General features: G+C 67.7%; 19 protein-coding genes. 5 read left to right on the top strand and 14 right to left on the bottom strand.

The window, feature by feature from the left end; all coding sequences use genetic code 11:
• Positions 1-41 precede the first annotated feature (41 nt).
• The 3 genes from moaA to DZC73_RS15565 are packed head-to-tail and all read left to right on the top strand — an operon-like array spanning position 42 to position 2,294.
• Positions 42-1,157 carry a GTP 3',8-cyclase MoaA gene (gene moaA / locus DZC73_RS15555; RefSeq protein ID WP_124541277.1) on the top strand — a complete coding sequence of 372 codons (1,116 nt, stop codon included), beginning with the start codon at positions 42-44 and terminating at the stop codon, positions 1,155-1,157.
• The gene (gene mobA / locus DZC73_RS15560) at positions 1,157-1,774 is read left to right on the top strand and encodes a molybdenum cofactor guanylyltransferase MobA (RefSeq protein WP_124541278.1); all 618 of its coding nucleotides are present in this window, start codon (positions 1,157-1,159) and stop codon (positions 1,772-1,774) included. Before moaA ends, mobA begins: the two co-directional genes overlap by 1 nt.
• Entirely contained in the window at positions 1,764-2,294 is a 531-nt protein-coding gene (locus tag DZC73_RS15565) for a GNAT family N-acetyltransferase (protein WP_161974606.1), read from the top strand. The genes mobA and DZC73_RS15565 overlap by 11 nt, the downstream gene beginning before the upstream one ends.
• A gap of 6 nt (positions 2,295-2,300) precedes the next feature.
• Here the strand turns inward: DZC73_RS15565 and DZC73_RS15570 are convergent, their stop codons facing one another.
• Together DZC73_RS15570 and ppsA are read right to left on the bottom strand one after the other, a co-directional pair.
• On the bottom strand, positions 2,301-2,996 hold the full coding sequence (locus DZC73_RS15570) for a PEP-CTERM sorting domain-containing protein (RefSeq protein ID WP_161974607.1): 696 nt from the start codon (positions 2,994-2,996) through the stop codon (positions 2,301-2,303).
• A gap of 212 nt (positions 2,997-3,208) precedes the next feature.
• The gene (gene ppsA, locus DZC73_RS15575; RefSeq protein ID WP_124541281.1) at positions 3,209-5,620 is read right to left on the bottom strand and encodes a phosphoenolpyruvate synthase; all 2,412 of its coding nucleotides are present in this window, start codon (positions 5,618-5,620) and stop codon (positions 3,209-3,211) included.
• A 313-nt stretch (positions 5,621-5,933) separates the two neighbouring features.
• Between ppsA and DZC73_RS15580 the strand changes: the two genes are divergently transcribed.
• Positions 5,934-7,235, top strand: a complete 1,302-nt coding sequence (locus DZC73_RS15580; protein WP_124541282.1) for an HD-GYP domain-containing protein — start codon at positions 5,934-5,936, stop codon at positions 7,233-7,235.
• A 47-nt stretch (positions 7,236-7,282) separates the two neighbouring features.
• A complete protein-coding gene (gene ppsR, locus DZC73_RS15585; protein ID WP_124541653.1) occupies positions 7,283-8,104 on the top strand; it encodes a posphoenolpyruvate synthetase regulatory kinase/phosphorylase PpsR in 822 nt (273 codons plus the stop codon).
• A gap of 6 nt (positions 8,105-8,110) precedes the next feature.
• On the opposite strand, the gene DZC73_RS29735 is transcribed toward ppsR, so the two are convergent.
• From DZC73_RS29735 to DZC73_RS15645, 12 genes are all read right to left on the bottom strand, one after another.
• Entirely contained in the window at positions 8,111-11,833 is a 3,723-nt protein-coding gene (locus tag DZC73_RS29735) for a hypothetical protein (RefSeq protein ID WP_161974608.1), read from the bottom strand.
• A 102-nt stretch (positions 11,834-11,935) separates the two neighbouring features.
• A complete protein-coding gene (locus DZC73_RS15595) occupies positions 11,936-12,715 on the bottom strand; it encodes a TrmH family RNA methyltransferase (protein WP_124541283.1) in 780 nt (259 codons plus the stop codon).
• Positions 12,712-13,347, bottom strand: coding sequence for a ribonuclease HII (gene rnhB, locus DZC73_RS15600; RefSeq protein ID WP_124541284.1), 636 nt, complete (start codon positions 13,345-13,347; stop codon positions 12,712-12,714). The genes DZC73_RS15595 and rnhB overlap by 4 nt, the downstream gene beginning before the upstream one ends.
• Positions 13,319-14,455, bottom strand: a complete 1,137-nt coding sequence (gene lpxB, locus DZC73_RS15605) for a lipid-A-disaccharide synthase (RefSeq protein ID WP_235835149.1) — start codon at positions 14,453-14,455, stop codon at positions 13,319-13,321. Before lpxB ends, rnhB begins: the two co-directional genes overlap by 29 nt.
• Positions 14,456-14,457: 2 nt before the next feature.
• Positions 14,458-15,246 (bottom strand): acyl-ACP--UDP-N-acetylglucosamine O-acyltransferase, encoded by a 789-nt coding sequence (lpxA, locus tag DZC73_RS15610; protein WP_124541285.1) that lies wholly within the window; start codon positions 15,244-15,246, stop codon positions 14,458-14,460.
• A gap of 15 nt (positions 15,247-15,261) precedes the next feature.
• Positions 15,262-15,702, bottom strand: coding sequence for a 3-hydroxyacyl-ACP dehydratase FabZ (gene fabZ / locus DZC73_RS15615; protein WP_124541286.1), 441 nt, complete (start codon positions 15,700-15,702; stop codon positions 15,262-15,264).
• Positions 15,699-16,724 carry a UDP-3-O-(3-hydroxymyristoyl)glucosamine N-acyltransferase gene (gene lpxD / locus DZC73_RS15620; protein ID WP_124541655.1) on the bottom strand — a complete coding sequence of 342 codons (1,026 nt, stop codon included), beginning with the start codon at positions 16,722-16,724 and terminating at the stop codon, positions 15,699-15,701. Before lpxD ends, fabZ begins: the two co-directional genes overlap by 4 nt.
• 6 nt (positions 16,725-16,730) lie before the next feature.
• Positions 16,731-17,246 (bottom strand): OmpH family outer membrane protein, encoded by a 516-nt coding sequence (locus tag DZC73_RS15625; protein ID WP_407924106.1) that lies wholly within the window; start codon positions 17,244-17,246, stop codon positions 16,731-16,733.
• A complete protein-coding gene (gene bamA / locus DZC73_RS15630) occupies positions 17,246-19,549 on the bottom strand; it encodes an outer membrane protein assembly factor BamA (protein WP_124541287.1) in 2,304 nt (767 codons plus the stop codon). Before bamA ends, DZC73_RS15625 begins: the two co-directional genes overlap by 1 nt.
• A gap of 11 nt (positions 19,550-19,560) precedes the next feature.
• Positions 19,561-20,946: an RIP metalloprotease RseP gene (rseP, locus tag DZC73_RS15635; protein WP_124541288.1), complete on the bottom strand. Its 1,386-nt coding sequence runs from the start codon at positions 20,944-20,946 to the stop codon at positions 19,561-19,563.
• Entirely contained in the window at positions 20,943-22,127 is a 1,185-nt protein-coding gene (ispC, locus tag DZC73_RS15640) for a 1-deoxy-D-xylulose-5-phosphate reductoisomerase (RefSeq protein WP_124541289.1), read from the bottom strand. Before ispC ends, rseP begins: the two co-directional genes overlap by 4 nt.
• Before the next feature lie 21 nt (positions 22,128-22,148).
• Entirely contained in the window at positions 22,149-22,985 is an 837-nt protein-coding gene (locus tag DZC73_RS15645; RefSeq protein WP_124541290.1) for a phosphatidate cytidylyltransferase, read from the bottom strand.
• Positions 22,986-22,987 lie beyond the last annotated feature (2 nt).

A 22,987-nucleotide genomic window follows, 5' to 3' on the forward strand; every position in this document is an offset into this window, starting at 1 on the left:
GCGGGACAGCAGCCTGTGCCGCAGGCGGGCACAATCGGGCCATGGGCGATAAAGTCATTCCGCTCGCCGACCACCGCTACGCCGCCTCGGTGCCGCACATTCCCTCGAATGCGCTGCCGGCCGATGGCAGCGTCGTCGATCGCCTGGGCCGGCCGCTGCGCGACCTGCGCATCTCGGTCACCGACCGCTGCAACTTCCGCTGCAGCTACTGCATGCCGCGCGAGGTCTTCGACAAGCACTACGAATTCCTGCCGCACTCCTCGCTGCTGAGCTTCGAGGAGATCGAGCGCGTCGCCCGCGTCTTCGTCTCGCATGGCGTGCACAAGATCCGCCTGACGGGCGGCGAGCCGCTGCTGCGCAAGAACCTGGAAGTGCTGGTGGACATGCTCGCCAGGCTGCGCACGCCCGAGGGCGAGCCGCTGGACCTCACGCTCACCACCAACGGGTCGGTGCTCGCGAAGAAGGCCCAGGCGCTCAAGGACGCGGGCCTGCGCCGCATCACCGTCAGCCTGGATGCACTGGACGACACGATCTTCCGCCGCATGAACGACGCCGACTTCCCGGTGGCCGAGGTGCTGCGCGGCATCGACGCCGCCGAGCGCGTGGGGCTCGGGCCGATCAAGGTCAACATGGTGGTGCAGCGCGGCGTAAACGACCACGAGATCCTGGCGATGGCAAGGCACTTCAAGGGCTCGTCCATCGTGCTGCGCTTCATCGAGTACATGGACGTGGGCGCCACCAATGGCTGGCGCATGGACCAGGTGCTGCCGTCGGCCGAGGTGCTCAAGCGCATCGCGGCGGAGTTTCCGCTGGAGCCGCTGCAGGCCAGCGTGAGCGGCGAGACGGCCGAGCGCTGGCGCTACCGCGACGGCAGCGGCGAGATCGGCGTGATCTCCAGCGTCACCCAGGCCTTCTGCCGCGACTGCAACCGCGCCCGGCTCACCACCGAGGGCAAGCTCTTCCTGTGCCTGTTCGCCACCCGCGGGCAGGACCTTCGCGCCCTGCTGCGCGGCGGTTACTCCGATGAGCAGCTCGCTGCCGCCATCGGCCACATCTGGCAGTCGCGCGACGATCGCTACTCCGAACTGCGCAGTGCATTGCCGCCTGAGACCTCATCGGGCGGCAAGCGCGTCGAGATGCACTACATCGGCGGTTGATGAGCGCGGCCATTCCCATCGGCGACATCACCGGCCTTGTCCTCGCGGGTGGCCGCGGCACGCGCATGGGCGGCGCCGACAAGGGCCTGCAGATGTACCGCGGACAGCCGCTGGTGGCGCATGCACTGCAGCGGCTGCGGCCGCAGGTCGGCCGCGTGATGGTCAATGCCAATCGCCATGTGCAGGCCTACGAACGCTTGGGCGTGCCCGTGGTGCCGGACACCCTGCCCGACCACCCCGGCCCGCTGGCGGGCTTCCTGGCGGGACTCGCGCGCTGCGAAACGCCCTGGATGGTGACGGTGCCCTGCGATACGCCGGCATTTCCGCCGGACCTCGTCGCGCGGCTGGGCGCCCAGGTGCAGGCGCGCGGCGCCGACCTCGCGATCGCTGTCACACGCGACGCATCGGGCGAGCAGATCCAGCCCGTCTTCTGTTTGCTCAAGACCTCGCTGATGCCGGCCATCCAGGCCTTCACCGGTTCGGGCCAGAGCAAGATCGGCCTGTGGGTCAGCCAGCAGCGCGGGGTGCATGTGCTCTTCGATGACGCCAGCGCCTTCTTCAACATCAACACGCTGGACGAGCTCCAGCAGGCTCAGTGGGCCCACGATGGCGAATGACATCGACATCCGCCGGCTCCTGGCCCCGGACGCCGAGGCCTACAAGCGCTTGCGCGACGACATGCTCGATGGGTTCCCCGATGCCTTCACTTCCGATGCCGAATCCGAACGCGCCAAGCCGGCCAATGCCTACGTCGCGCGTTTCGAGGCCGAGGGCGACGCCGCGCGATTCAGCTTCGGCGCATGGCGCGGCGGCGAACTGGTGGGCGCCATCAGCTGCGAACGTGACGCGCGGCTGAAGGTGCGCCACGTCGGGCACATCATCGGCATGATGGTGCGCCCCAACCTGCAAGGACACGGCATCGGCCGCGCACTGATAGCCGCCACGCTCGCGCAGGCCAGGTCCGTGCCGGAGCTGGAACTGCTGACCCTCTCAGTGACCTCCAGCAACCAGGCCGCCGTGGGCCTGTACGAGAAGGCCGGCTTCGTGCGCTACGGGCAGTTGCCGCACGCCATCAAGCTCGGCGACAAGCGCCTCGGCAAGGACCTGATGATGCTGGCCCTGCGCCAGCAACCGTAGGGTCCGTCAGGCCTTGCGGCGCCTCGCCACACCGAGCAGGCCCAATCCCAAGGCCATCAAGGCCCAGGTCTCGGGCTCCGGCACCGGCGTCACCGTGATCGAGCTGAGATAGAACTGGTCGGGCACCGCGCCGCCGAACGCAAAGCTGAAGGTCGTGCCCGAGGCGAGGAACCCCGGGGAAATCGACCCGGAGCCCGCCGGCAAGGCCATGTTCACGCCATTGAGCAGGAAGGTCGCGCCAGGGACCCAGCCGCCGGCGCTGTGGCCTTCGGAGGCCAGGCCGATCGCGTTGATGACCACCGCCCGATCGAAGTTCAGCACCAGGGACTCGAAGCTGGTGATGTTGTCGTCCGCGGTGTCCTTCCAGTGGTGGTAGACACCCAGGCCCGCGCCGATCTTGCGCGCCGGGTCGTACTTGTTCTCGTGGTCCTGCACCACGGCGACCTGCGTGGTGTTGTAGAAGCCCGTCGCGTGAACCGTGACGCCGCCGGAGACGAAGGTCAGGTCGTCTCCGAGAACATTGGTGTCGACACTGGAGCTGCACAGGTCACCCCCCGTGCAGTAGACGCCGTCGGTCGGCAGGAAACCGCTGGAGACACCGCCGCTGTACTTCAGGTTGGCGAAGTCAAAGACCGAAACGGCCGACGCGCCGAGGCTGGTACAGCCAAGTACCGCAACAGCGAGGAGGTGGCGAACTCTCATGGACGACTCCCAGTGAACGACGATGCTGGATGTCAGCATAGTCATCACCGTCGTAACAATCGAGCATGGACACCCCGCGCTCAGGGGGAAGCGTTACACAGTCGCGGATGCCGCTCGCACATCCTCGCGAATGCGGTGCAAGGCTCACCAAAGGCGAGCACCTTGCACCGCGCTTCACATCGTCGGGCGCACCGCGAAGCTGCGTAATTCTTTCAACGCTTGGCCAGTCGCTGCCAGGTCTCGACCACCGTGTCCGGGTTGAGCGAGATCGACACGATGCCTTCTTGCGCGAGCCAGTCGGCGAAGTCCGGATGGTCGCTGGGGCCCTGGCCGCAGATGCCCACGTACTTGCCCACGGCGCGGCAGGCTGCGATGGCGCGCGAGATCATGGCCTTCACGGCCGGATCGCGCTCGTCGAAGTCGCGTGCCAGCAGCTCCAGGCCGGAGTCGCGGTCCAGGCCCAGCGTGAGCTGCGTCAGGTCGTTGGAACCGATGGACATGCCGTCGAAGTGCTGCAGGAACTGCTCGGCCAGGATGGCGTTGCTGGGCACCTCGCACATCATGATCACGCGCAGGCCGTCGGTGCCGCCGGCAGCAGCGCGCTTGAGGCCGCGCTCGGCCAGCATGCCCACCACCTTCTCGGCCTGGCCCAGGGTGCGCACGAAGGGCACCATGATCTCGACGTTGTTCAGGCCCATGTCGTTGCGCACGCGCTTGAGCGCCTCGCACTCCATGGCGAAGGCCTCGCCGAACTCCTCGCTGATGTAGCGCGACGCGCCGCGGAAGCCCAGCATCGGGTTCTCTTCCTCGGGCTCGTAGCGCGAACCGCCGATGAGCTTGCGGTACTCGTTGCTCTTGAAGTCGGACAGGCGAACGATGACCGGCTTGGGCCAGAACGCGGCGGCGATGGTCGCCACGCCTTCGGCCAGCTTGTCCACGTAGAACGCCCGCGGCGATGCATGCCCGCGCGCCACCGACTCCACCGCCTTCTTCAGGTCGATGTCGATGTTCGGATAGTCGAGGATGGCCTTGGGGTGGACACCGATGTTGTTGTTGATGATGAACTCGAGCCGCGCCAGGCCCACGCCCGAATTCGGCATCTGCGCGAAGTCGAAGGCGAGTTGCGGGTTGCCCACGTTCATCATGATCTTGATCGGGCAGTACGGCAGTTCGCCGCGCTGCACCTCGCTCACCTCGGTCTCCAGCAGGCCGTCGTAGATGTAGCCGGTGTCGCCCTCGGAGCAGGCCACGGTGACCAGCGCGCCGTCCTTCAGCGTCTCGGTCGCATCGCCGCAACCCACCACCGCCGGGATGCCCAGCTCGCGCGCGATGATGGCCGCGTGGCAGGTGCGGCCGCCGCGGTTGGTGACGATGGCCGAGGCCCGCTTCATCACCGGCTCCCAGTTCGGGTCGGTCATGTCGGTCACGAGCACGTCACCGGCCTGCACGCTGTCCATCTCGGAGATGCTGTGCACGATGCGCACCGGCCCCGTGCCGATCTTCTGGCCGATGGCGCGGCCTTCGGCCAGCACCGTGCCCGTGCCCTTGAGCTTGTAGCGCTGCTCGGCCTTGCCCTCCTGCTGGCTCTTCACCGTCTCCGGGCGGGCCTGCAGGATGTACAGCTGGCCGTCGCCGCCGTCCTTGCCCCACTCGATGTCCATCGGACGGCCGTAGTGCTGCTCGATGATCAGCGCGTACTTCGCCAGGTCGATCACGTCCAGGTCGGTCAGCGAGTAGCGGTTGCGCTGCTCGGGCGCGGTGTCCACCGTCTTCACCAGCTTGCCCGAGGCCTTCTTCTCGTCGGGCGTGGCGAACTCCATCTTGATGAGCTTGGAGCCCAGGTTGCGGCGGATGATGGGCAGCTTGCCGTTCTTCAGCGCCGGCTTGTGCACGTAGAACTCATCGGGGTTCACGGCGCCCTGCACCACCGTCTCGCCCAGGCCGTAGCTGGAGGTGATGAACACCACGTCCTTGAAGCCGCTCTCGGTGTCGATGGTGAACATCACGCCGGCCGAGCCCAGGTCGGAGCGCACCATGCGCTGCACGCCGGCCGACAGGGCCACGTCACTGTGCGCGAAACCCTTGTGCACGCGGTAGCTGATGGCGCGGTCGTTGTAGAGGGAGGCGAAGACCTCCTTCATCTTGTGCAGCACCTCATCGATGCCCACGACGTTGAGGAAGGTCTCCTGCTGGCCGGCGAAGCTGGCGTCGGGCAGGTCTTCGGCGGTGGCCGACGAACGCACGGCGAACGACGCGCCGGGGTTGCCCGCGGTCAGCTTCTTGAACTCGGCTTCGATGGCCGCCTGCAGGTCGGGCGGGAACGGTGTTTCCTCGACCCACTGGCGGATCTGCGCGCCGGCTTCGGCCAGCGCGCGCACGTCGTCGGTGTTCAGCACGGCCAGCTTCGCATTGATGCGGTCGGCCAGGCCGTTGTGCTTCAGGAACTGCCGGAAGGCGTGCGCCGTGGTGGCAAAGCCGCCCGGGACGCGAACGCCCGAGGCTGCCAGCTGGCTGATCATTTCGCCGAGGGAGGCGTTCTTGCCGCCGACCGACTCGACGTCGGCCATTCTCAGGTGCTCAAACGGAACGACCAGGGCGGTCGCCTCAAAGCGGGGTGAAGACATGGGAAAGCTCCGAGAGGTTGAAAAACCGGGGCTCCCGCGTCGTGCAAGGGGCATGGGCCGTCCCACTTCGATGTTCGAAGTTGTTGTGGGGAGGTGGGGGCGCGCATGGGCAACGAAGTTCGCGAGATGTTGCCGGGGATTCTAGGGGATGCCCCTGAGATTGCGCTGACCTTTGGAAACACCGGGCTTGGGCGGACAGCGCACCAACTGCCCTGATCGTGAACTGCAGCACAGGTGGAGTCGCCCAGGGTCAAGAAGTCCGACAACCCGCCGAAAAACCACGTGATCAAAAGAACCCGGTAGGGAGCCTCCGTTGGACGTTTCAGACGAAGTCAACCGGCATTACCTGGACCACGTGGTCGCGACTTCCGAGACACAACTCGTGGAAGCCAGCGAAGACATCCTGGCGCGCAACGGCATGAAGCTGCTGGCCAAGGGTGCGCGCATCGATGCCAACGTGCGCGATCGGCTGCTGTCGCACAAGCTGCGCAAGCCGCTGGAAGAGTGCGTGCGCGTCACCGGCGGCATCAACCTGCGGCTGTCGCAGGCGGCCGAGCAGCTCCTGCACGCCTCCGACGCCTTGCATCACCTGTGCGGATCCCGGGCGGAGAGCTTCGTGGCGGCAATGCGCCGCGTGCGGCTGACCCAGCCGGTCGAGTCCCTGCTCACCGTCTACTGCGAACACCGCAGCGACAAGCTCAACCACGCCGTCACCGTCTGCCTGCTGGCGCAGAGCCTGGCCGCCGAGGTCATGCGCGACCGGCCCGAAGAGGCCGCCACCCTGGTGCTGGCCGGCCTGCTGCACGATGTGGGCGAGCTCTACATCGACCCGGCCTTCCTGGCCAAGGGCGTGCGGCTCGCGCCGGAGCAGTGGCGGCACATCGTCACCCATCCCATCGTGGCACACCGCCTGCTGAAGGACATGCAAGGCGCCGGCATCGCCGTGGCACAGGCGGTGCTCCAGCACCATGAACGCCTGGACGGTTTCGGCTACCCGCTGCGGCTGCAGGCCGACAAGTTCACGATGAACGGCCAGGTGCTGGCCACCGCCGAGCTGCTGGTCGGCCTGATCGAGTCGGGCCACCCGCGTCCGCTCACGCGTGCTTCGATCGCCATGAAGCTGATCCCCGGCGAGTTCGGGCGCGGTTTCATCAATGCCATCTCCAACGCGGCCCACCAGGAAAGCGCCAGCGCCACCATCCACAACACCACGGAGCTGATGATGTCCAGCCTGCCGCGGGTGCAGCGCATCCAGGCCACCCTGCAGCGCTTCCGCGCGGGGCAGGAGACGCTCATCAAGCAGATGGGCGTGATGAGCGACAAGGTCAAGCCAGTCATCGCCCAGGGCATGGACCGGCTCAAGAGCATCCAGGTCGCGTTCTCCAGCACCGGCATGGATGCCGGCAGGCCCGAGGAGCTCATCGCCCAGCTGTGCCTGCAGCCCGACCCGCACCTGCACATGGAGCTCACGACCATCCTGCGGGAGATCGAGTGGCGCCTGAAGGAGCTGGAGCGCGAATCCATGCTGCGCACCCAGCTGGCATCGCCCGCGGAATGGCCAGCCATCGAGCAGCTCATCCACCTCATGAAAGGCAAGGCGAAGTCACCGGCCTAGGTTCTATGATGGCTGCGTTGGAATTCCTCCAAGGCCAGCGCATGTCCATGCCCAACCGCACTGTCTTCTTCGTCTCCGACGGCACCGGCATCACCGCCGAGACCTTCGGCAACTCCATCCTCAACCAGTTCGCCGCCAAGCCGCGCCACGTGCGCCGGCCCTTCATCGACACGGTGGACAAGGCGCATCAGGTGGTGCGAGAGATCAACCACACCGCCGAGGTCGAGGGCAAGCGGCCGATCGTGTTCATCACGCTCGTGGACCGCGAGGTGCTGGCCATCGTGAAGGACCTGTCCAAGGGGCTTGTGCTGGACATGTTCAACACCTTCATCGAGCCGCTGGAAGCGGAGTTCGGCATCACGTCGAACCACCGCGTGGGGCGCTTCTCGGACGTGGCCAAGAGCCAGGAATACACCGACCGCATCGAGGCCATCAACTTCTCGCTGGCGCACGACGACGGGCAGTCGGCCAAGAACCTCGAATCGGCGGACGTGATCCTCGTGGGCGTGAGCCGCAGCGGCAAGACGCCCACCTCGCTGTACCTGGCGATGCAGCACGGCGTGAAGGCGGCCAACTACCCGCTCATCCCCGAAGACTTCGAGCGCGGCAAGTTTCCGTCCTCGCTCGCGCCGCACAAGGCCAAGTGCTTCGGCCTGACCATCGACCCGGAGCGGCTCAACCAGATCCGCCACGAGCGCCGGCCCAACAGCAAGTACTCGTCCATCGAGAACTGCCGCTACGAGGTGCGCGAGGCCGAAACGATGATGCGGCGCGAAGGCATCGCCTGGCTGTCGTCGACGCACAAGTCGATCGAGGAGATCGCGACGACCATCCTGCGCGACATCCGGCCCGACCGGCTGATGTACTGAAGCGCATCAACGCGCCAGCAGCAGCTGGTCGAACAGCTGTGCACCGCCCGCGCCGCCCAGCGGCACCAGCAAGGCCTTGAACAGCGGCTGATCGAAGAATGACGCGAAGGCGCCGCTGCGGTTGTTCTCCACCGACTGGATCAGCCTGCTGAACGGCCCGACGAGCTGCTGCCGTGCCGGTCCCGCCCCGCGCAGCCAGCGCAGGTCGGCCTTCATCCGCTCCAGCGACACGTCACGCGCCGATTGCGCCGCATGCCGCAGCAAGGCCGCCAGGCCGATGAGCCACGCGCAGTAGCCTGCCACCGCCAGCGCGATGGGCATGGTCACCGCCCAGGCGTCCAGCAGCCGGCTGCGCGCCACCACCATCAGCGCCAGCACGATGAACGGGCCGATGATGAGCGGCGCGACCAAGGCCGTGCGGCGCTCCACCACCTGCATGTCGATCCAGTCGTCCAGCAGCGTGTGCGGCGAGGCATCGTTGGCGGGCGCATCGCTGCGCTGGGCAGGGTCGGCCGCGACGTGCGCCATCCATGCATCGACCTGCTTGTCTCCCAACTCCCTCGCGAAACGCCTGAGCGTGGGTTCGGGGTAGAAACTCCTCGCGCCCTTCAGGTGCCAGATGAAGCGGCATGCCAGCATGTGCGCATCGGCCACCGCGAACACGAGCAGCGGCAGCAGTGCGAGCAACGCGTAGAACGTCCCCGCGATCAGCCGGCGATGGCCGAGCCCACGCACCGGCACTTCCGGCACGTAGCCTTCGCTGAAGCCGGTGAACAGCAGGTAGACGATGACGGTGGTGGCCACCCAGCCGAACATCACCCTCGCCAGCCGCGCGCGGCCCCGGCCGCGGTGCTCGTACTGGCACCACAGGTCCTGGAAGTCCACGCCCAGACCATCACTGCGTCGCCACAGCAGCAGCGTGTTGCTCTCGATCCAGTGGCGGCATCGCGCCCAGGGACCGGCCGGCAGCGCCTGCCCGCATGAGCCGATCTGCCCGGCGGCAAGCCATTCCTTGTCCAGCCGGCGCGAGCGGCGTGCGTGGGACCACAGGTCGTCCAGCGCCCACAGGATGACGAACATCGCCATGATGTGCAGCAGGTGCGACGGCCAGGCGCTGATGCCTTCGATCCACGCCGCGGGCTCGCAGTCCTGGCAGGGCTGCGACAGCGGTTTCGGCCAGAGGCTCCACACCGCCACGCTCACCACGCCGACGACCGCCGCGCCGCTGAGCGCCATCCGCCGCCGCGGATCGACGCCCAGTCGCGCTCGCCACCGGGCTGCGCGCGTCGCGTCCTCGGCGGCCTGCTTGCGCTCGATGCGCAGCAAGAGCAGCCCCACACACACCGCGGCCGACACCCACGCCGCCACCTGGCCGATGTGCGCAAGCCCGAGCCCCGCCTGGTTCACGAACTCCAGCACCGAGCCGACGATGAACACCAGCAAGGCGAAATGCATGGCCACGATGACCGCGCTGCCCGCCTTCAGTCCCGACTGGTCACCAGGCAGGGGCGAAGGCTCGTCGAGCAGGAAGGACCGCGCCGACACCATCGCCGGCGTGGACGGCCACACGAAGAGCGCGAAGGCGATGACGAAGATCAGCAGCGCGGCCACCACCGCACGCAGCCCCGTGGCGGGCGTGGGGCGTGCCTGCAGGTCGTAGCCCTGCACCGCGAACGGACCGGTCCGGCCCACTTCGTAGACCGATGGGCAATCCAGCGCCGGCTTGAAGAGCGCCGCCTCCTGCTCCTTGCAATCGGCGGCTCGGCAGGCCGCCCGCCGTGCGGCCACGAAGGCCGAGGACTGGTACACGTCGCGGAACGGCGGCACGCCGTCCTGCGCCTTCGGATTGGGAAACGAGGTCGGCAGGCTCGACGCGATGACGAGGTTGCGCGTGAAGCCCACCACCTCGGGATGCAGGTAGCGCGCATCCATGTCGGTCGTGAAGAACACCTTGTCGGGGAAGTTGTCGCGCAGGGCCTGCAGCACCAGCAGCTTGTCGTGCACGTCCAGCGCGAAGATGCCGATGGCGCCGATGGGTGCTGGCTGCCTGCGCACCTTCTGCCCGTTCGAGTCGTCCACGTAGACAGCGTGCGTCTCGCTGTCCTTGAGCGTGCCCGCGATGCGGCGCAGGTAGTCGAGCTGGTCGCGCGCCTCGGGCCATTCGATGGGGCCCTGGCGCCTGGTGCCGGTCTGCTCGCCGACCTTGTCGCCGCCTTCGCGCATGGTCACGCCGTCGATGCCCCGGTAGAAGTAGGCCACCTCCACCTCCGGCGGCTCGCGGTCGGAAGGACCGGCCATCACGTTCTCGTAGCCACAGGCCTCGCGCGACTGCCAGTTCGCCTTGGCGAGCCTCGCCCGGAACTGCGACACCAGGGCCTGCGAATACAGCGAGTCGCGCTCGGCCAGCAGCACGATGCGGCGCGGCGAATGCGGCGGCAGGCGCAGCCGCAGCTCGCTCACCAGGCTCTTCAGCAGCAGGCTGTCGGTGGCGATGGTGCGCTCGATGTGCACCGTGGGCTTGTCCCCCGCCGGAAGGAGCAGGGCCAGCTTCTCGGTCAGGAACCGCTCCAGGTCGCGCGATCGGCGCTGGCGCCTGGCCGGCAGGTCGTCCGATCCCTTGGCGGCCTCGGGCACCTGGGCGTTGCGCCAGCGGGTCAACTCGGTCAGCTCACGATCGGGCACGGTGGCCGAGGGGCTGAAGATCTCCGCATGCGCCAGGTGCACGTAGCCGCGCCGCGCGCCCTCCTCCACCGGCCGATGCTCGTCCGCCGCCTCGGCCAGGTCGTGCAAGGCGACCTGCAGGGCGTCCGACCCGGACGGTCCGATCACCGCCAGCCGGGGCGGCGTCGCGGCCTTCTCGAAGACATCGTGCAGCACGTGCGCAAAGGCATCCAGCTTGGGCGTGGGCAATGCCGCCTCGTTGATCCACAGCACGGCGATGCTGCGGTAGCTGGCCTCGGCACTGCCGCGGGCATGCGAGCTCGGCAGCAGCAGCTCGTAGGGTGCGACGAAGGTGTCGATGGACTCCTTGCCGCCTGGCGCTGCCTTGGCAAGGTGCGACGCCTTGGCCGCCCCGCCATGGCGACGGCGATCCTGTTCATCCCACCGGAACTCCAGCAGCCCCATGCGCTCTGCGTTCACCGGCAGATAGTGCTTGGCCTGCAGGCCTGACAGGATGGCGTAGCGCGTGCGCCGCCGCGCCTCCTCGGCGCCGACGAACGGATTGCCGGGCACCATCACCGCCATCACGAGGTGGTCTGCCATGGCGGCCTCGGCCTTCGGCGCCGGCGGCGAGAAGGACATCTTGTGCACCACGCCTGGCGCCGTGCCCGAACTCATCACCGATGCATCGATGCGTGCCTCTTCGGGTGCGGTGCCGGTCTCGACCTCCTCGACCGTGCGGCGCATGGCGGCCAACAGGCTGTCGGGGCTGCGGCGCTCGTGCACCTGGTGCTCGTCACAGTCCTTCGGGATGGTCTTGGCCCCGGACTGCCGCTCCTTCTCGCAGCGCTCCCGGCGTTCGGATTCTGTGCGCCGCCAGGCCATGAAGGGGTCTTCCCACAGGCGCGCATCCACCTCCAGCTCGCTGGACAGGGCCGGTTGCGCACGCTCCTTCTCGGGCGGGCGCATGTGCTCGAAGGCCTGCGGCACGAGCAGGGTGCTGGACACGAAGGCGGCCAGCACCGCGAGGCTGGCCCAGGGGATGTTGCTGCTGGCACTGTCGGACATCTGGATGCCTCCCTGGCGGGTCCGTGTCCTGACAACTTAGGCGGCCGCGCAGGAATGAACATCCCACCATTTGGCGAGATCCGGTGTTCTAGGGGGAGCAGGTTAGGGGTGGTGCGGCAAGCGCTGCCGCGAGGATTCGTACATGCAGATGGCCGCGGCCATCGACACGTTGAGCGACTCCTCGCCGCCGGGCTGGGGGATGCGCAGCGTCATCGCGCACTGGCGCATCAACGCATCGGACACGCCCTGCCCTTCGTGGCCCATCACCCAGGCGCAGGGCCAGGGCAAGCGGGTGTCGTGGATGGCGCCCTTTGCATGCGAACTGGCGGCCAGCAGCGGCACGCGCAGGCCCTGCAGAGAATCGACGCCCTCCACCAGGCGCAGGCCGAAGTGCGCGCCCATGCCGGCGCGCAGCACCTTGGGCGACCACAGCGCCGCCGTGCCCTTGATCGCCACCACCTGGGCAAAGCCGAAGGCCGATGCACTGCGCAGGATGGTGCCGACGTTGCCGGCGTCCTGCAGGCGGTCGAGGACGATGGTGGGCGCGTCGGGCTCCAGGGCTGCACTCCCTTGCCACGGCACGACAAAGCCGATGGGCGCCGCAGATTCGAGCGTGCTCAGCCCGTCCATCAGTGCTTGCGGAATGACCGCCACCGCGGCCGCCTGCTCAGCGAGTGTGCGCAAGGCGGGCTGGTCCCACGCCAGCTCGGTGATGACGGCCTGCGCCGGCTTGCCGCCGCGCTGCAGGAGCGCCGAGCACAGGTGGTCGCCCTCGATCCACACCTCGCCCAGCTTGCGGTAGGCCCCGGGGTCGCCGGCCAGCTTGCGCAGCCGAACCAGCAAGGGGTTGTCGCGCGAGGTGATGGACTTGGCCTGTGTCATCCCGCGGCGCGGTCCAGGCCCAGCGCCTCGCGCACCGGCGCGAACGAACGGCGGTGGACGGCGCAGGCGCCATGCTGCTTGAGCGCCGCCAGGTGCTGCGGCGTCGAATAGCCCTTGTGCGCATCGAAGCCGTACTGCGGATGCAGCTCGTGCAGCTGCAGCAGCATGCGGTCGCGGTGCACCTTGGCGATGATGGACGCGGCGCTGATGCACTTCACCGTCGCGTCGCCGCCGATGATGGCTTCGGCGTGGATCTTCAGCCTCGGCAGCTGGTTGCCATCCACCAGCACCTTGGCCGGCTTCAGGCGCAGGCCTTCCACCGCGCGGCGCATCGCCAGCAGCGTGGCCTGCAGGATGTTGATGGTGTCGATCTCCTCGACGCTGGCCTCGCCGATGGCGCAGCACAGCGCCTTGTCGCGGATCTGGTCGTACAGCCGCTCGCGCTGCAGCGCGGTGAGCTGCTTGGAGTCGTTCAGCCCGCGGATGCGCTTGGCGTCATCGAGGATGACCGCCGCGGCCACCACCGGCCCGGCCAGCGGACCGCGGCCGGCTTCGTCGACGCCGGCGATCAGGCCTTCCACCGGGAAGCTCAGGCCCAGTTGCTCAGGCTTGGAGGATCTTCTGGATGGCATCAGTGGCAGCTTGTGCAGTGTTGCGGCGCAGTTCGAGGTGCAGCGCCTGGAACCGGCGCTGGACCGCCTCGCAGCGGGCGGGGTCGTCCAGCCAGGCCAGCGCGGCCTCGGCCAGTTTCGCGGGAGTGGCCTCGGCTTGCAACAGCTCGGGCACGGCGAAATCCCTGAGAAGGATGTTCGGAAGTCCCACCCAGGGCTGGTACTTCATGCGCTTCATGAGCTGCCAGCTCAGCCAGTGCATGTTGTAGGCGATGACCATGGGGCGCTTGAAGAGCGCGGCCTCGAGCGTGGCGGTGCCGCTGGCGACCAGCGTGACGTCGCAAGCGGCGAGGGCTTCATGGGAGCGGCCGTCGAGCAGTTCGACCCGGACCCGCCCGGCATGCGGCGCCAGCAGGGGCTCGATCATGGGGCGCAGGCCGGGTGCGACGGGCAGGATGAACCGCAGGCCCGGACGCCGCCTGTTCATCTCGACCGCGGCGGCCACCAGACTGGCGCCGATGTACTGGATTTCCGAGCGGCGGCTGCCCGGCAGCAACGCGACCACGGTGTCTTGCGGGGTCAGGCCCAGCACCTGCCGGCTGGCGTCGCGCGGCACCTCCAGCGGAATCGCATCGGCCAGCGGATGACCGACGTAGCTCGCGGCGATGCCGTGGCGTTCGTAGATCTCCGGCTCGAAGGGAAACAGGCACAGCACGTGGTCGACGGCGCGGTGCATCTTTTCCACCCGCTTGCCGCGCCAGGCCCAGATCGACGGGCTGACGAAGTGGATGGCCTTGATGCCGGCGGCCTTCAGGCGCGCTTCGAGGTCGAGGTTGAAGTCCGGTGCATCGACGCCGATGAAGGCATCGGGCCTGTCGCGCAGCAGCCGCTCGGCCAGTTGGTCGCGGATGCCCACGATCTCGCGGTAGTGCCTGAGAACCTCCACATAGCCGCGCACGGCCAGCTTCTCATGCGGCCACCAGGCCTGGAAACCCTGCCTGGCCATCTTGGGGCCGCCGATGCCTGCGGCCGTCAGGCCGGGCCAGCGCGCTTTCAAGCCGCCCAGCAGCAGGCTGGCCAGCAAGTCGCCCGAGGCCTCGCCGGCCACCATCGCGAATCGCGGAGCCATGATCAGCGAACGATGCCGCGGGTGGCCTGGTTGAGGAAACCGCTCATCAGCGCGACATCATCTGCCGCCTCCGGCGTCTCCTGCGCCAGCGCCTCGATGGCCTCGCGGGCTGCTTCCAGCGTCAGCCCCTGGCGGTACAGCAGCTTGTGCATCTGCTTGACCGCTGCGATGCGCTCGGCCGAGAAGCCGCGGCGCTTGAGGCCTTCGAGGTTGAAGCTGCGCGCCGCCGGCGGGCTGCCCTGCACCATGGCGAAAGGCGGCACGTCCTGCTGCAGGCTGGTGCCCATGCCGGTCATGGCGTGGGCGCCAATCTTCACGAACTGGTGGACGTTGGTGTACGCCCCGAGGATGGCCCAGTCGCCCACCACCACGTGGCCGGCGATCTGCGCGTTGTTGGCGAAGATGGTCTTGTTGCCCACGCGGCAGTCGTGCGCGAGGTGGGTGTAGGCCATCATCCAGTTGTCGTCGCCCAGCGAGGTGACGCCTTCGTCCTGCACCGTGCCGATGTTGAAGGTGCAGAACTCGCGGATGGTGTTGCGGTCGCCGATCACCAGGCGCGTGGGTTCGCTGGCGTACTTCTTGTCCTGCGGGTGCCCGCCCAGCGAGGCGAATTGGTAGATGCGGTTGTCGCGGCCGATGGTCGTGTGGCCCTCGATCACGCAATGCGGCCCCACCGTCGTGCCCTCACCGATGCTCACATGGGCCCGGATGATGCTGTACGGCCCGATGGTCACGCTGTCGCCGAGCTGCGCGCCCGGCTCGATGATCGCGGTGGGGTGGATGTTCGCCATGGTGGGCTCGGCGCGTCAGGCGATGGTGCGCATGGTGCACATCAGCTCGGCCTCGACGGCCAGCTCGTCGCCCACCAGCGCCTTGGCCGAGAACTTGAAGATGCCGGCCTTGGCGCGGTCCAGCGTCACGTCCAGGATGAGCTGGTCGCCCGGCTCCACCGGCCGCTTGAAGCGCGCACCGTCGATGCCGGCGAAGTAGTACACCGTCTTGTCGTCGGGCGTCTTGCCCAGGGTCTCGAACGAGAGGATGGCCGCGGCCTGCGCCAGGGCCTCGAGCATCAGCACGCCGGGCATCACCGGGCGGTGCGGAAAGTGACCTTCGAAGAAGGGCTCGTTGATCGTGACGTTCTTGAGCGCCTTGATGCGCTTGCCGCTGTCGATCTCCAGCACGCGGTCCACCAGCAGGATGGGATAGCGGTGCGGAAGCTTCTTGAGAATCTGGTGGATGTCCATCATGGTGTCTTCTTTTCGAGGGCTCGGAGCCGCTCGCGCAAGGTGTGCAGCTGGCGCAAGGTGGCGGCATTCTTTTCCCAGGACGCATTGTCGTCGATGGGAAACACGCCGCTGTATTGCCCGGGCTTGCCGATGGACCGCATGACCACGGACGCCGCGGAGATGTGCACGTTGTCGGCCAGCGTGAGGTGGCCCAGCACGATCGCGCCGCCGCCCACGGTGCAGTTGGCGCCGATGGTGGCACTGCCGGCCACGCCCGCGCAGCCGGCCATCGCGGTGTTGGCGCCGACGTGCACGTTGTGGCCGATCTGGATGAGGTTGTCCAGCTTCACGCCGTTCTCGATCACGGTGTCGTCCAGCGCGCCGCGGTCGATGCAGGTGTTGGCGCCGATCTCGACGTCGTCGCCGATGCGCACGTTGCCCAGTTGTTCGATCTTTTCCCAGCGACCTTGAACAGGCGCGAAGCCGAAGCCGTCGGCGCCGATCACGACCCCGGAATGCACGATGCCCCGGCCGCCGATGCTGCAGCCGAAGCCGAGGGTGACGTGGGCAGAGAGCCGTGTGCCCTCGCCCACCGAGGCTGCGCGGCCGATCACGCAGTGCGGGCCGATGACGGCGTTGTCGCCGATGACTGCGTCAGCCTCGACGACCGCCAGCGGGCCGATGTGCACACCAGCCCCGATCCGGGCCGACGCATCGACCACTGCGCTCGGATGCACGCCCGCAGCCGCCGCCGGCCGCAGCCGTTGCGCCCACAGCCGCGTCAGCCGCGCGAAGCCCAGGTAGGGATCGTCCAGCACGATGGCCGCGCCGCGCGCCGCCGCCGCATCACGCATGGCGGGAGACACGAGCACGCACGCCGCCTGCGACGCGGCAAGCTGCGACTGGTACTTGGGGTTGGAGAGGAAGGAGATGGTGGAGGGCGTGGCGCCCTCCAGCGGGCCGATGCGGGTGACGCGGACGGCGGAATCGCCGATCAGCTCGCCGCCGAGGTGGGCGGCGATGTCACCCAGCGTGAACTCAATGGCCAATCACTTGCCGCCTTGCGCGTTGAGGGCCTTGATGACCTTGTCGGTGATGTCGGCGCGCGGGCCGGCGAACACCGCTTCCTGCAGGATCAGGTCGTACTTCTCGGTCTCGAAGATCTGCTTGATGACGCGGTTGGCGCGTTCCACCACCTGGCCCAGCTCTTCGTTCTTGCGCTGGTTGATGTCTTCCTGGAACTCGCGCTTCTTGCGCTGGATCTCGCGGTCCTGGTCGACCAGCTCGCGCTGGCGGCGGTTGCGCTCGGACTCGGACAGCGTGGGCACGTCCTTCTCGAGCTTGTCGGCCGCGGCCTTGAGGCGGGCGTCCATGTCGCCCAGTTCCTTCTCGCGCTTGCGCACTTCGGTTTCCAGCTTGGCCTGGGCGGCCTTGGCGGGGGCAGCCTCGCGCAGCACGCGGTCGCTGTTCACGTAGCCGATCTTCAGTTCCTGGGCGCCTGCCGCGGGAGCCACGGCCGCTGCAACGGCCATCACGGCCGTCATGAGTACATAGGAGAGTTTCATCAGAACGCGGTCCCGATCTGGAATTGAAGAGGCTGGATTCTATCGCCCGGCTGTTTGCGGATCGGACGACCGTAACTGAGCTGCAGCGGGCCCACCGGCGAGATCCAGCTCAGGCCCAGGCCGGCGGAAGCACGCAGGCTGCCGGCGGTGATCTTCTCGTGCTCGCCCCACACGTTGCCGGCGTCCAGGTAGGCGAACCAACGCAGCGTGCGGTCGTTGCCAGTGCCCGGAACAGGCAGATACAGCTGTGTCTGGGCGTTGATGCGGCGGTTGCCGCCGATGTAGGCGCCGATCACGTCCACCGGGCCCAGCGAACCCTGGTCGAAGGCCCGCACCGTGCCCAGGCCTCCACCGTAGAAGTTCTTGAAGATCGGATAGGGCTTGCCGTTCAGGCCCTTGCCCCAGCCGGCCTCGGCGTTGAAGCCGATGGTGAAGCGGCGGCCCAGCGGGATGTACTGCTGGTACTGGGCGTTGGCACGCCAGTAGCGGGCATCGCCCAGCAGGCCGGCTTCCAGGTTCAGGCGCTGGTAGGTGCCGTCGGTGGGCACCAGTGCGCTGTCGCGGCCATCGCGCGTCCAGCCGATGGTCAGCGGCACGGTGCTGCTGACCTTGCCAAAGATCTCGCGGTAGTTGAAGTAGTTCTGCGGCAGCGCCACGTCGCCCTTGATCTCGGTGCGCTCGTAGCCGATGCCGAAGAACACGGTGTCGAGTTCGCTGAAAGGCACGCCGAAACGGATGGACGCGCCCGGCGTCACCAGTTCGTACTCCTCGCCCTGGCTGTTCAGTGGCTTCACGGTTCGGTAGTACAGGTCCAGCGAGCGGGAGATGCCGTCGATGGTGAAGTACGGGTCGATGGTGCTGAGCACCAGCGTGCGCTGCGACTTGCTGGTGTTCAGCTCCAGCCCCAGGTAGTTGCCCGAGCCGAACACGTTCTCCTGCTTGATCTGCGCACTGAGCGACAGCTTGTCGGCCGAGGAGAAACCAGCGCCCAGCAGCAGGTTGCCGGTGGGCTTTTCCTTGATGGTGAGGGTCAGGTCGACCTGGTCCTGCGTGCCGGGCACTTCGGCGGTGTCGACGTTGACCTCGCTGAAGTAGCCCAGGCGGTCCACGCGGTCGCGCGAGAGCTTGATCTTGCGTCCGTCATACCAGGAGGACTCGAACTGGCGGAATTCGCGCCGCACCACTTCATCTCGCGTGCGGCTGTTGCCGGCCACGTTGATGCGGCGCACATACACCCGGCGCTGCGGCTCGGCGAAGAGCGTGAGCACCACCTGCCCGGTGGCGCGGTCGATGTCGGTGCGCGGGTCGATGCGGGCGAAGGCATAGCCGAAGGTGCCGAAGCGCTCGACGAAAGCCTTGGTGGTGTCGGCCACGGCCTCGGCACGGTAGGGCTGGCCGGGCTTGACCGTCACCAGCGTCTTGAAGTCCTCTTCCTTGCCCAGGTAGTCGCCGTCGAGCTTGACCGCGGTGACGGTGTAGGGCTGGCCTTCCTTGATGTTGATGGTGATCGTGATGTCTTGCTTGTCAGGCGAGATCGCCACCTGCGTGGACTCGACGTTGAATTCGAGGTAGCCGCGGTTCAGGTAGTAGGCGCGCAGGGTTTCCAGGTCGGCGTTGAGCTTGGCGCGCGAGTAGCGGTCGGCCTTGGTGTACCAGTTCAGCCAGCCGCCGTCGTTCAGGTCGAACAGGCCCTTGAGCGTGCCCTCGGAGAAGGCCTGGTTGCCGACGATGCGGATCTCGCTGATGCGCGCGGCCGTGCCTTCGGTGACGGTGAAGGTCACGTTCACGCGGTTGCGTTCCTGAGGCGTGACGGTGGTCACCACCTCGGCGCCGTACAGGCTGCGTGTGAGGTACTGGCGCTTGAGTTCCTGCTCGGCGCGGTCGGCCAGCGCCTTGTCGAAGGGCAGGCCCTCGCCGATGCCGAAGTCCTTCAGCGACTTGGTCAGCGTGTCCTTGTCGAATTCCTTCAGGCCGCGGAAGTCGATGTTGGCGATGACGGGCCGCTCTTCGACGATGACGACGACCACGCCCTCCTCGACCTCGATGCGCACGTCCTTGAACAGGCCCGTGGCGAACAGCGCGCGCAGTGCGGCGCTGCCTTTCTCATCGGTGTAGGTGTCGCCCACGCGGAAAGGCAGCGAGGCGAAGACCGTGCCGGCATCCGAGCGTTGCAGGCCTTCGACGCGGATGTCTTTGAGCTGGAAGGGTTCCACCGCCCATGCGGAGCCGGCCTGCAAAGCGGCAGCCAGCGCGACGCACAAAACGGTAGGACGAAACGAACTCAGGCGAGATGAAGGTCGCATGCGGGGGACTGTCAGTGCTGGCCCAGCTGGCGGGCCACGTCGTTGTAGAGAGCGAGTGACATCATCAAGAGCACGAGGACGAGGCCGGCTCTTTGCAACCGTTCGAACCACTGCTCGGACAACGGACGCCCTGTCACTGCTTCAAAAAGATAATACATCAGGTGCCCACCGTCCAAGAACGGCAGCGGCAGGAGGTTCAACGCGCCGATGCTCGTGCTGATGACAGCGAGGAACCCGATGAAGAAGGCCAGCCCCATCTGGGCGGTCTGGCCGGCGTACTCTGCGATCGTGATGGGGCCGCTCAGGTTCTTGAGCGAGGCCTGGCCGATCAGCATCTTGCCCAGGATCCTGAAGGTCATGCCCGAGCTTTCCCAGGTGCGGGTGACGCCCTGGGCCATCCCTTCGAAGAATCCGTACCGCACGAGCACGGTGGGAGGACGGGCGCCGATGCGCATGTCGACATAACCCACGCGGCTCGCGCCTTCCTGCCGGGAAGCCGGCTGCACGCTCAATTCACGAACTTGCCCAGCCCGCTCGACGCGCCACGTCATCAGCGGGGGCTCTCCGGAGGCCGCGCTTGCACGGATGATGTCGATGAGCCCTGCCGCGTCGGCAATGGGCTTGCCGTCGACGCTGAGGACCCGGTCGCCCGCAAGGATGCCTGCCTTGGCCGCGGGCCCCCCCGGCATCGGTGTGGAGACCACGGGCTCGCTGAACGCCAGCCCAAGGCCGATGCTGCGGATCGTGGCGGCGTCCAGCTCGTGGGAGGGCAGGTCCTGGATGGGCAGTACGACCGTGCGTTCGCCATGTCCGCGCGGGCTGGACAGGGACAGGCTCAGCGGTTCGCCGTGGGAGACCGCCTGAGCGAGTTCCCAGCTCACATCGGCCATCGATCGCACATCACGCCACTCCCCGCCGTCGCGAGACACGCGGCGCACCAACTCGCCGGGCTGGATGCCGGCACGCTCGGCCAGGCTGCCCGGTGTCGGAGACGCCATCAGCGCCTGCGGCTCGTCCACGCCGATCCAGTTGGCCACCGCCACCAGCACGACCGCCAATGCGAAGTTGGCCAGCGGCCCAGCCGCCACGATGGCCGTGCGCTGCAACAGTGACTTGCTCTTGAAGGTCTGGTGCCGCTCGGACGGCTGCACCCCGCCCTCTCGGTCGTCGATCCAGCGGACGTAGCCGCCCAGCGGGAAAGCGGAGATGACGAACTCGGTGCCGCCCGGCGTGGGCTGGCGGCGCCAGATCACGTTGCCGAAGCCGACGGAGAAACGATCGACCTTCACGCCGCAGGCCACCGCCACGCGGTAGTGGCCGTACTCGTGGACCAGGATGACCACCGCGATGGTCACGAGGAACGCGAGCAGGTTGACGAAGAACGCCGAGGAAATCATCTGGCGTAACGCTTGGCGATGTCAGCGGCCTGCGCGCGCGCGCGCTGGTCCAGGGCGATGAGGCCGTCGATGCTGTGCGCATCGGTCGCGCCGATGGCGAGCGTGGCCAGCGTTTCGGCATTCACGCCGTGGATGCGGTCGAAGCCGATGGCACCTTCGAGGAAGGCGGCCACCGCGATCTCATTGGCCGCATTGAGCACTGCCGTGCTGCCAGGCGTGCCACGCAGCGTGTCCCAGGCCAGTTGCAGGCCGGGGTAGCGCGTGAAGTCAGGAGCCTCGAAAGTCAGGTTGCCCATGGACATGAAGTCCAGTTGACTCGCGCCGGACTCGATTCGTTCCGGGAACGCGAGGCCCACCGCGATCGGTACGCGCATGTCGGGCGTGCCCAGTTGCGCCAGCACCGAGTTGTCGCGGCAGACCACCATCGAATGGACGATGCTCTGCGGGTGGATCACCACCCTCACCTGCTCGGGCTGCAGGTCGAACAGCCAGCGCGCCTCGATGACCTCCAGCGCCTTGTTCATCATCGTCGCCGAGTCGACGGAGATCTTGCGGCCCATCACCCAGTTCGGATGCGCCACCGCCTCGTCGGGCGTGACCGTGTGCAGCGTGGACGGGTCGCGCGTGCGGAAGGGGCCGCCCGAGGCCGTCAGCAGGATGTGGTCGATGTGGCTGTGCCAGGCGCTGCGGTCTGCGGGCAGGCACTGGAAGATCGCCGAATGTTCGCTGTCGATGGGCAGCAAGGCGCTGCCGCCTTCTTGCACCGCCTGCATGAACAGCGCGCCACCGACGACCAGCGCTTCCTTGTTGGCCAGCAGCAGCCGCTTGCCAGCGCGCGCTGCGGCCAGGCAGGGCCCGAGGCCCGCAGCGCCGACGATGGCGGCCATGACGGCGTCGACCTCCGGATGCGCAGCCAGGTCGCACAAGGCCTGCGGACCGACCAGCACTTCGGTGCTGCATCGGGCCTCGCGCAGCCGCGCCTGGAGCACGCTGGCCTGGCTCGCATCGGCCACCGCGGCAAATCGAGGCCGCCAGCGCATGCATTGCGCGAACAGATCGTCGATGCGGCTGTGGGCCGTGAGCGCGAAGACCTCGTAGCGCTCGGGATGCCGCCCCAACACGTCGAGCGTGCTCACGCCGACGGAGCCGGTGGAGCCGAGGATGCACACGCGTTGGATCACGAACGGCCCTTGCAGGAGGAATCAGAGGGAGCTGAGCGCAAGCGCCAGCGGGAATGTGGGCAGCAGCGCGTCGATCCGGTCGAGCACGCCGCCGTGGCCGGGCAGCAGGTTGCTGCTGTCCTTGGCGCCGGCGGCCCGCTTGGCCAGCGACTCGACGAGGTCACCCACCACGCTCATCGCGGAAAGGAAGATGGCGATCAGCACGAGGCCCGCCACGCCGTGCTGTTCATGCAAGCGGGTGTAGAGACTGGCCGAATCGATGGCATTGGTGCGGTCGATGGCCATCCACACGAAGGCCAGCACGATCACGCCGGCCATGCCGGTCCACACGCCTTCCCAGCTCTTGCCGGGACTGATGGCGGGGGCCAGCTTGCGCTTGCCGAAGGTCTTGCCGCCGAAGTAGGCAAAGATGTCGGCCGCCCACACCAGGCAGAAGATGGAGAGGATGAAGTTGATGCCGGTGGACTTGGCGTTCGCCAGCGCGAGCCAGGCGGTCCACAAAGCCAAGAGGCCCAGCGCCAGCCGCAAGGGCCGCGACAGGCTGGGCCAGCCGGCCGGGCCGACCTTCATCGCCCAGGCGCCGCCCAGCACCCAGACCAGCGTGGCGGCCCACCAAACGAACGTGGGGGCAGTGGCCGCCCAGCCGGCCCACAGGGCGCCGGCACAGGCCGCGGCCAGCAGGCCACCGGCTGAGTAGGCGGGCGTGCCCTGCAGGCCATTGAGCCGTGCCCATTCCCAGCCGGCCGCGCCGATCATGGCCAGCGTGAGCACCGCGAAGGGCCACGCCACCGGTGCGAACAAGGCGGGGAGCAACACGGCAAGCAGCAGGACGGCGGTGATGACGCGTTGCTTCAGCATGC

This window comes from Rhizobacter terrae, from assembly GCF_003852895.1.
Lineage (GTDB): Bacteria > Pseudomonadota > Gammaproteobacteria > Burkholderiales > Burkholderiaceae_C > Albitalea > Albitalea terrae.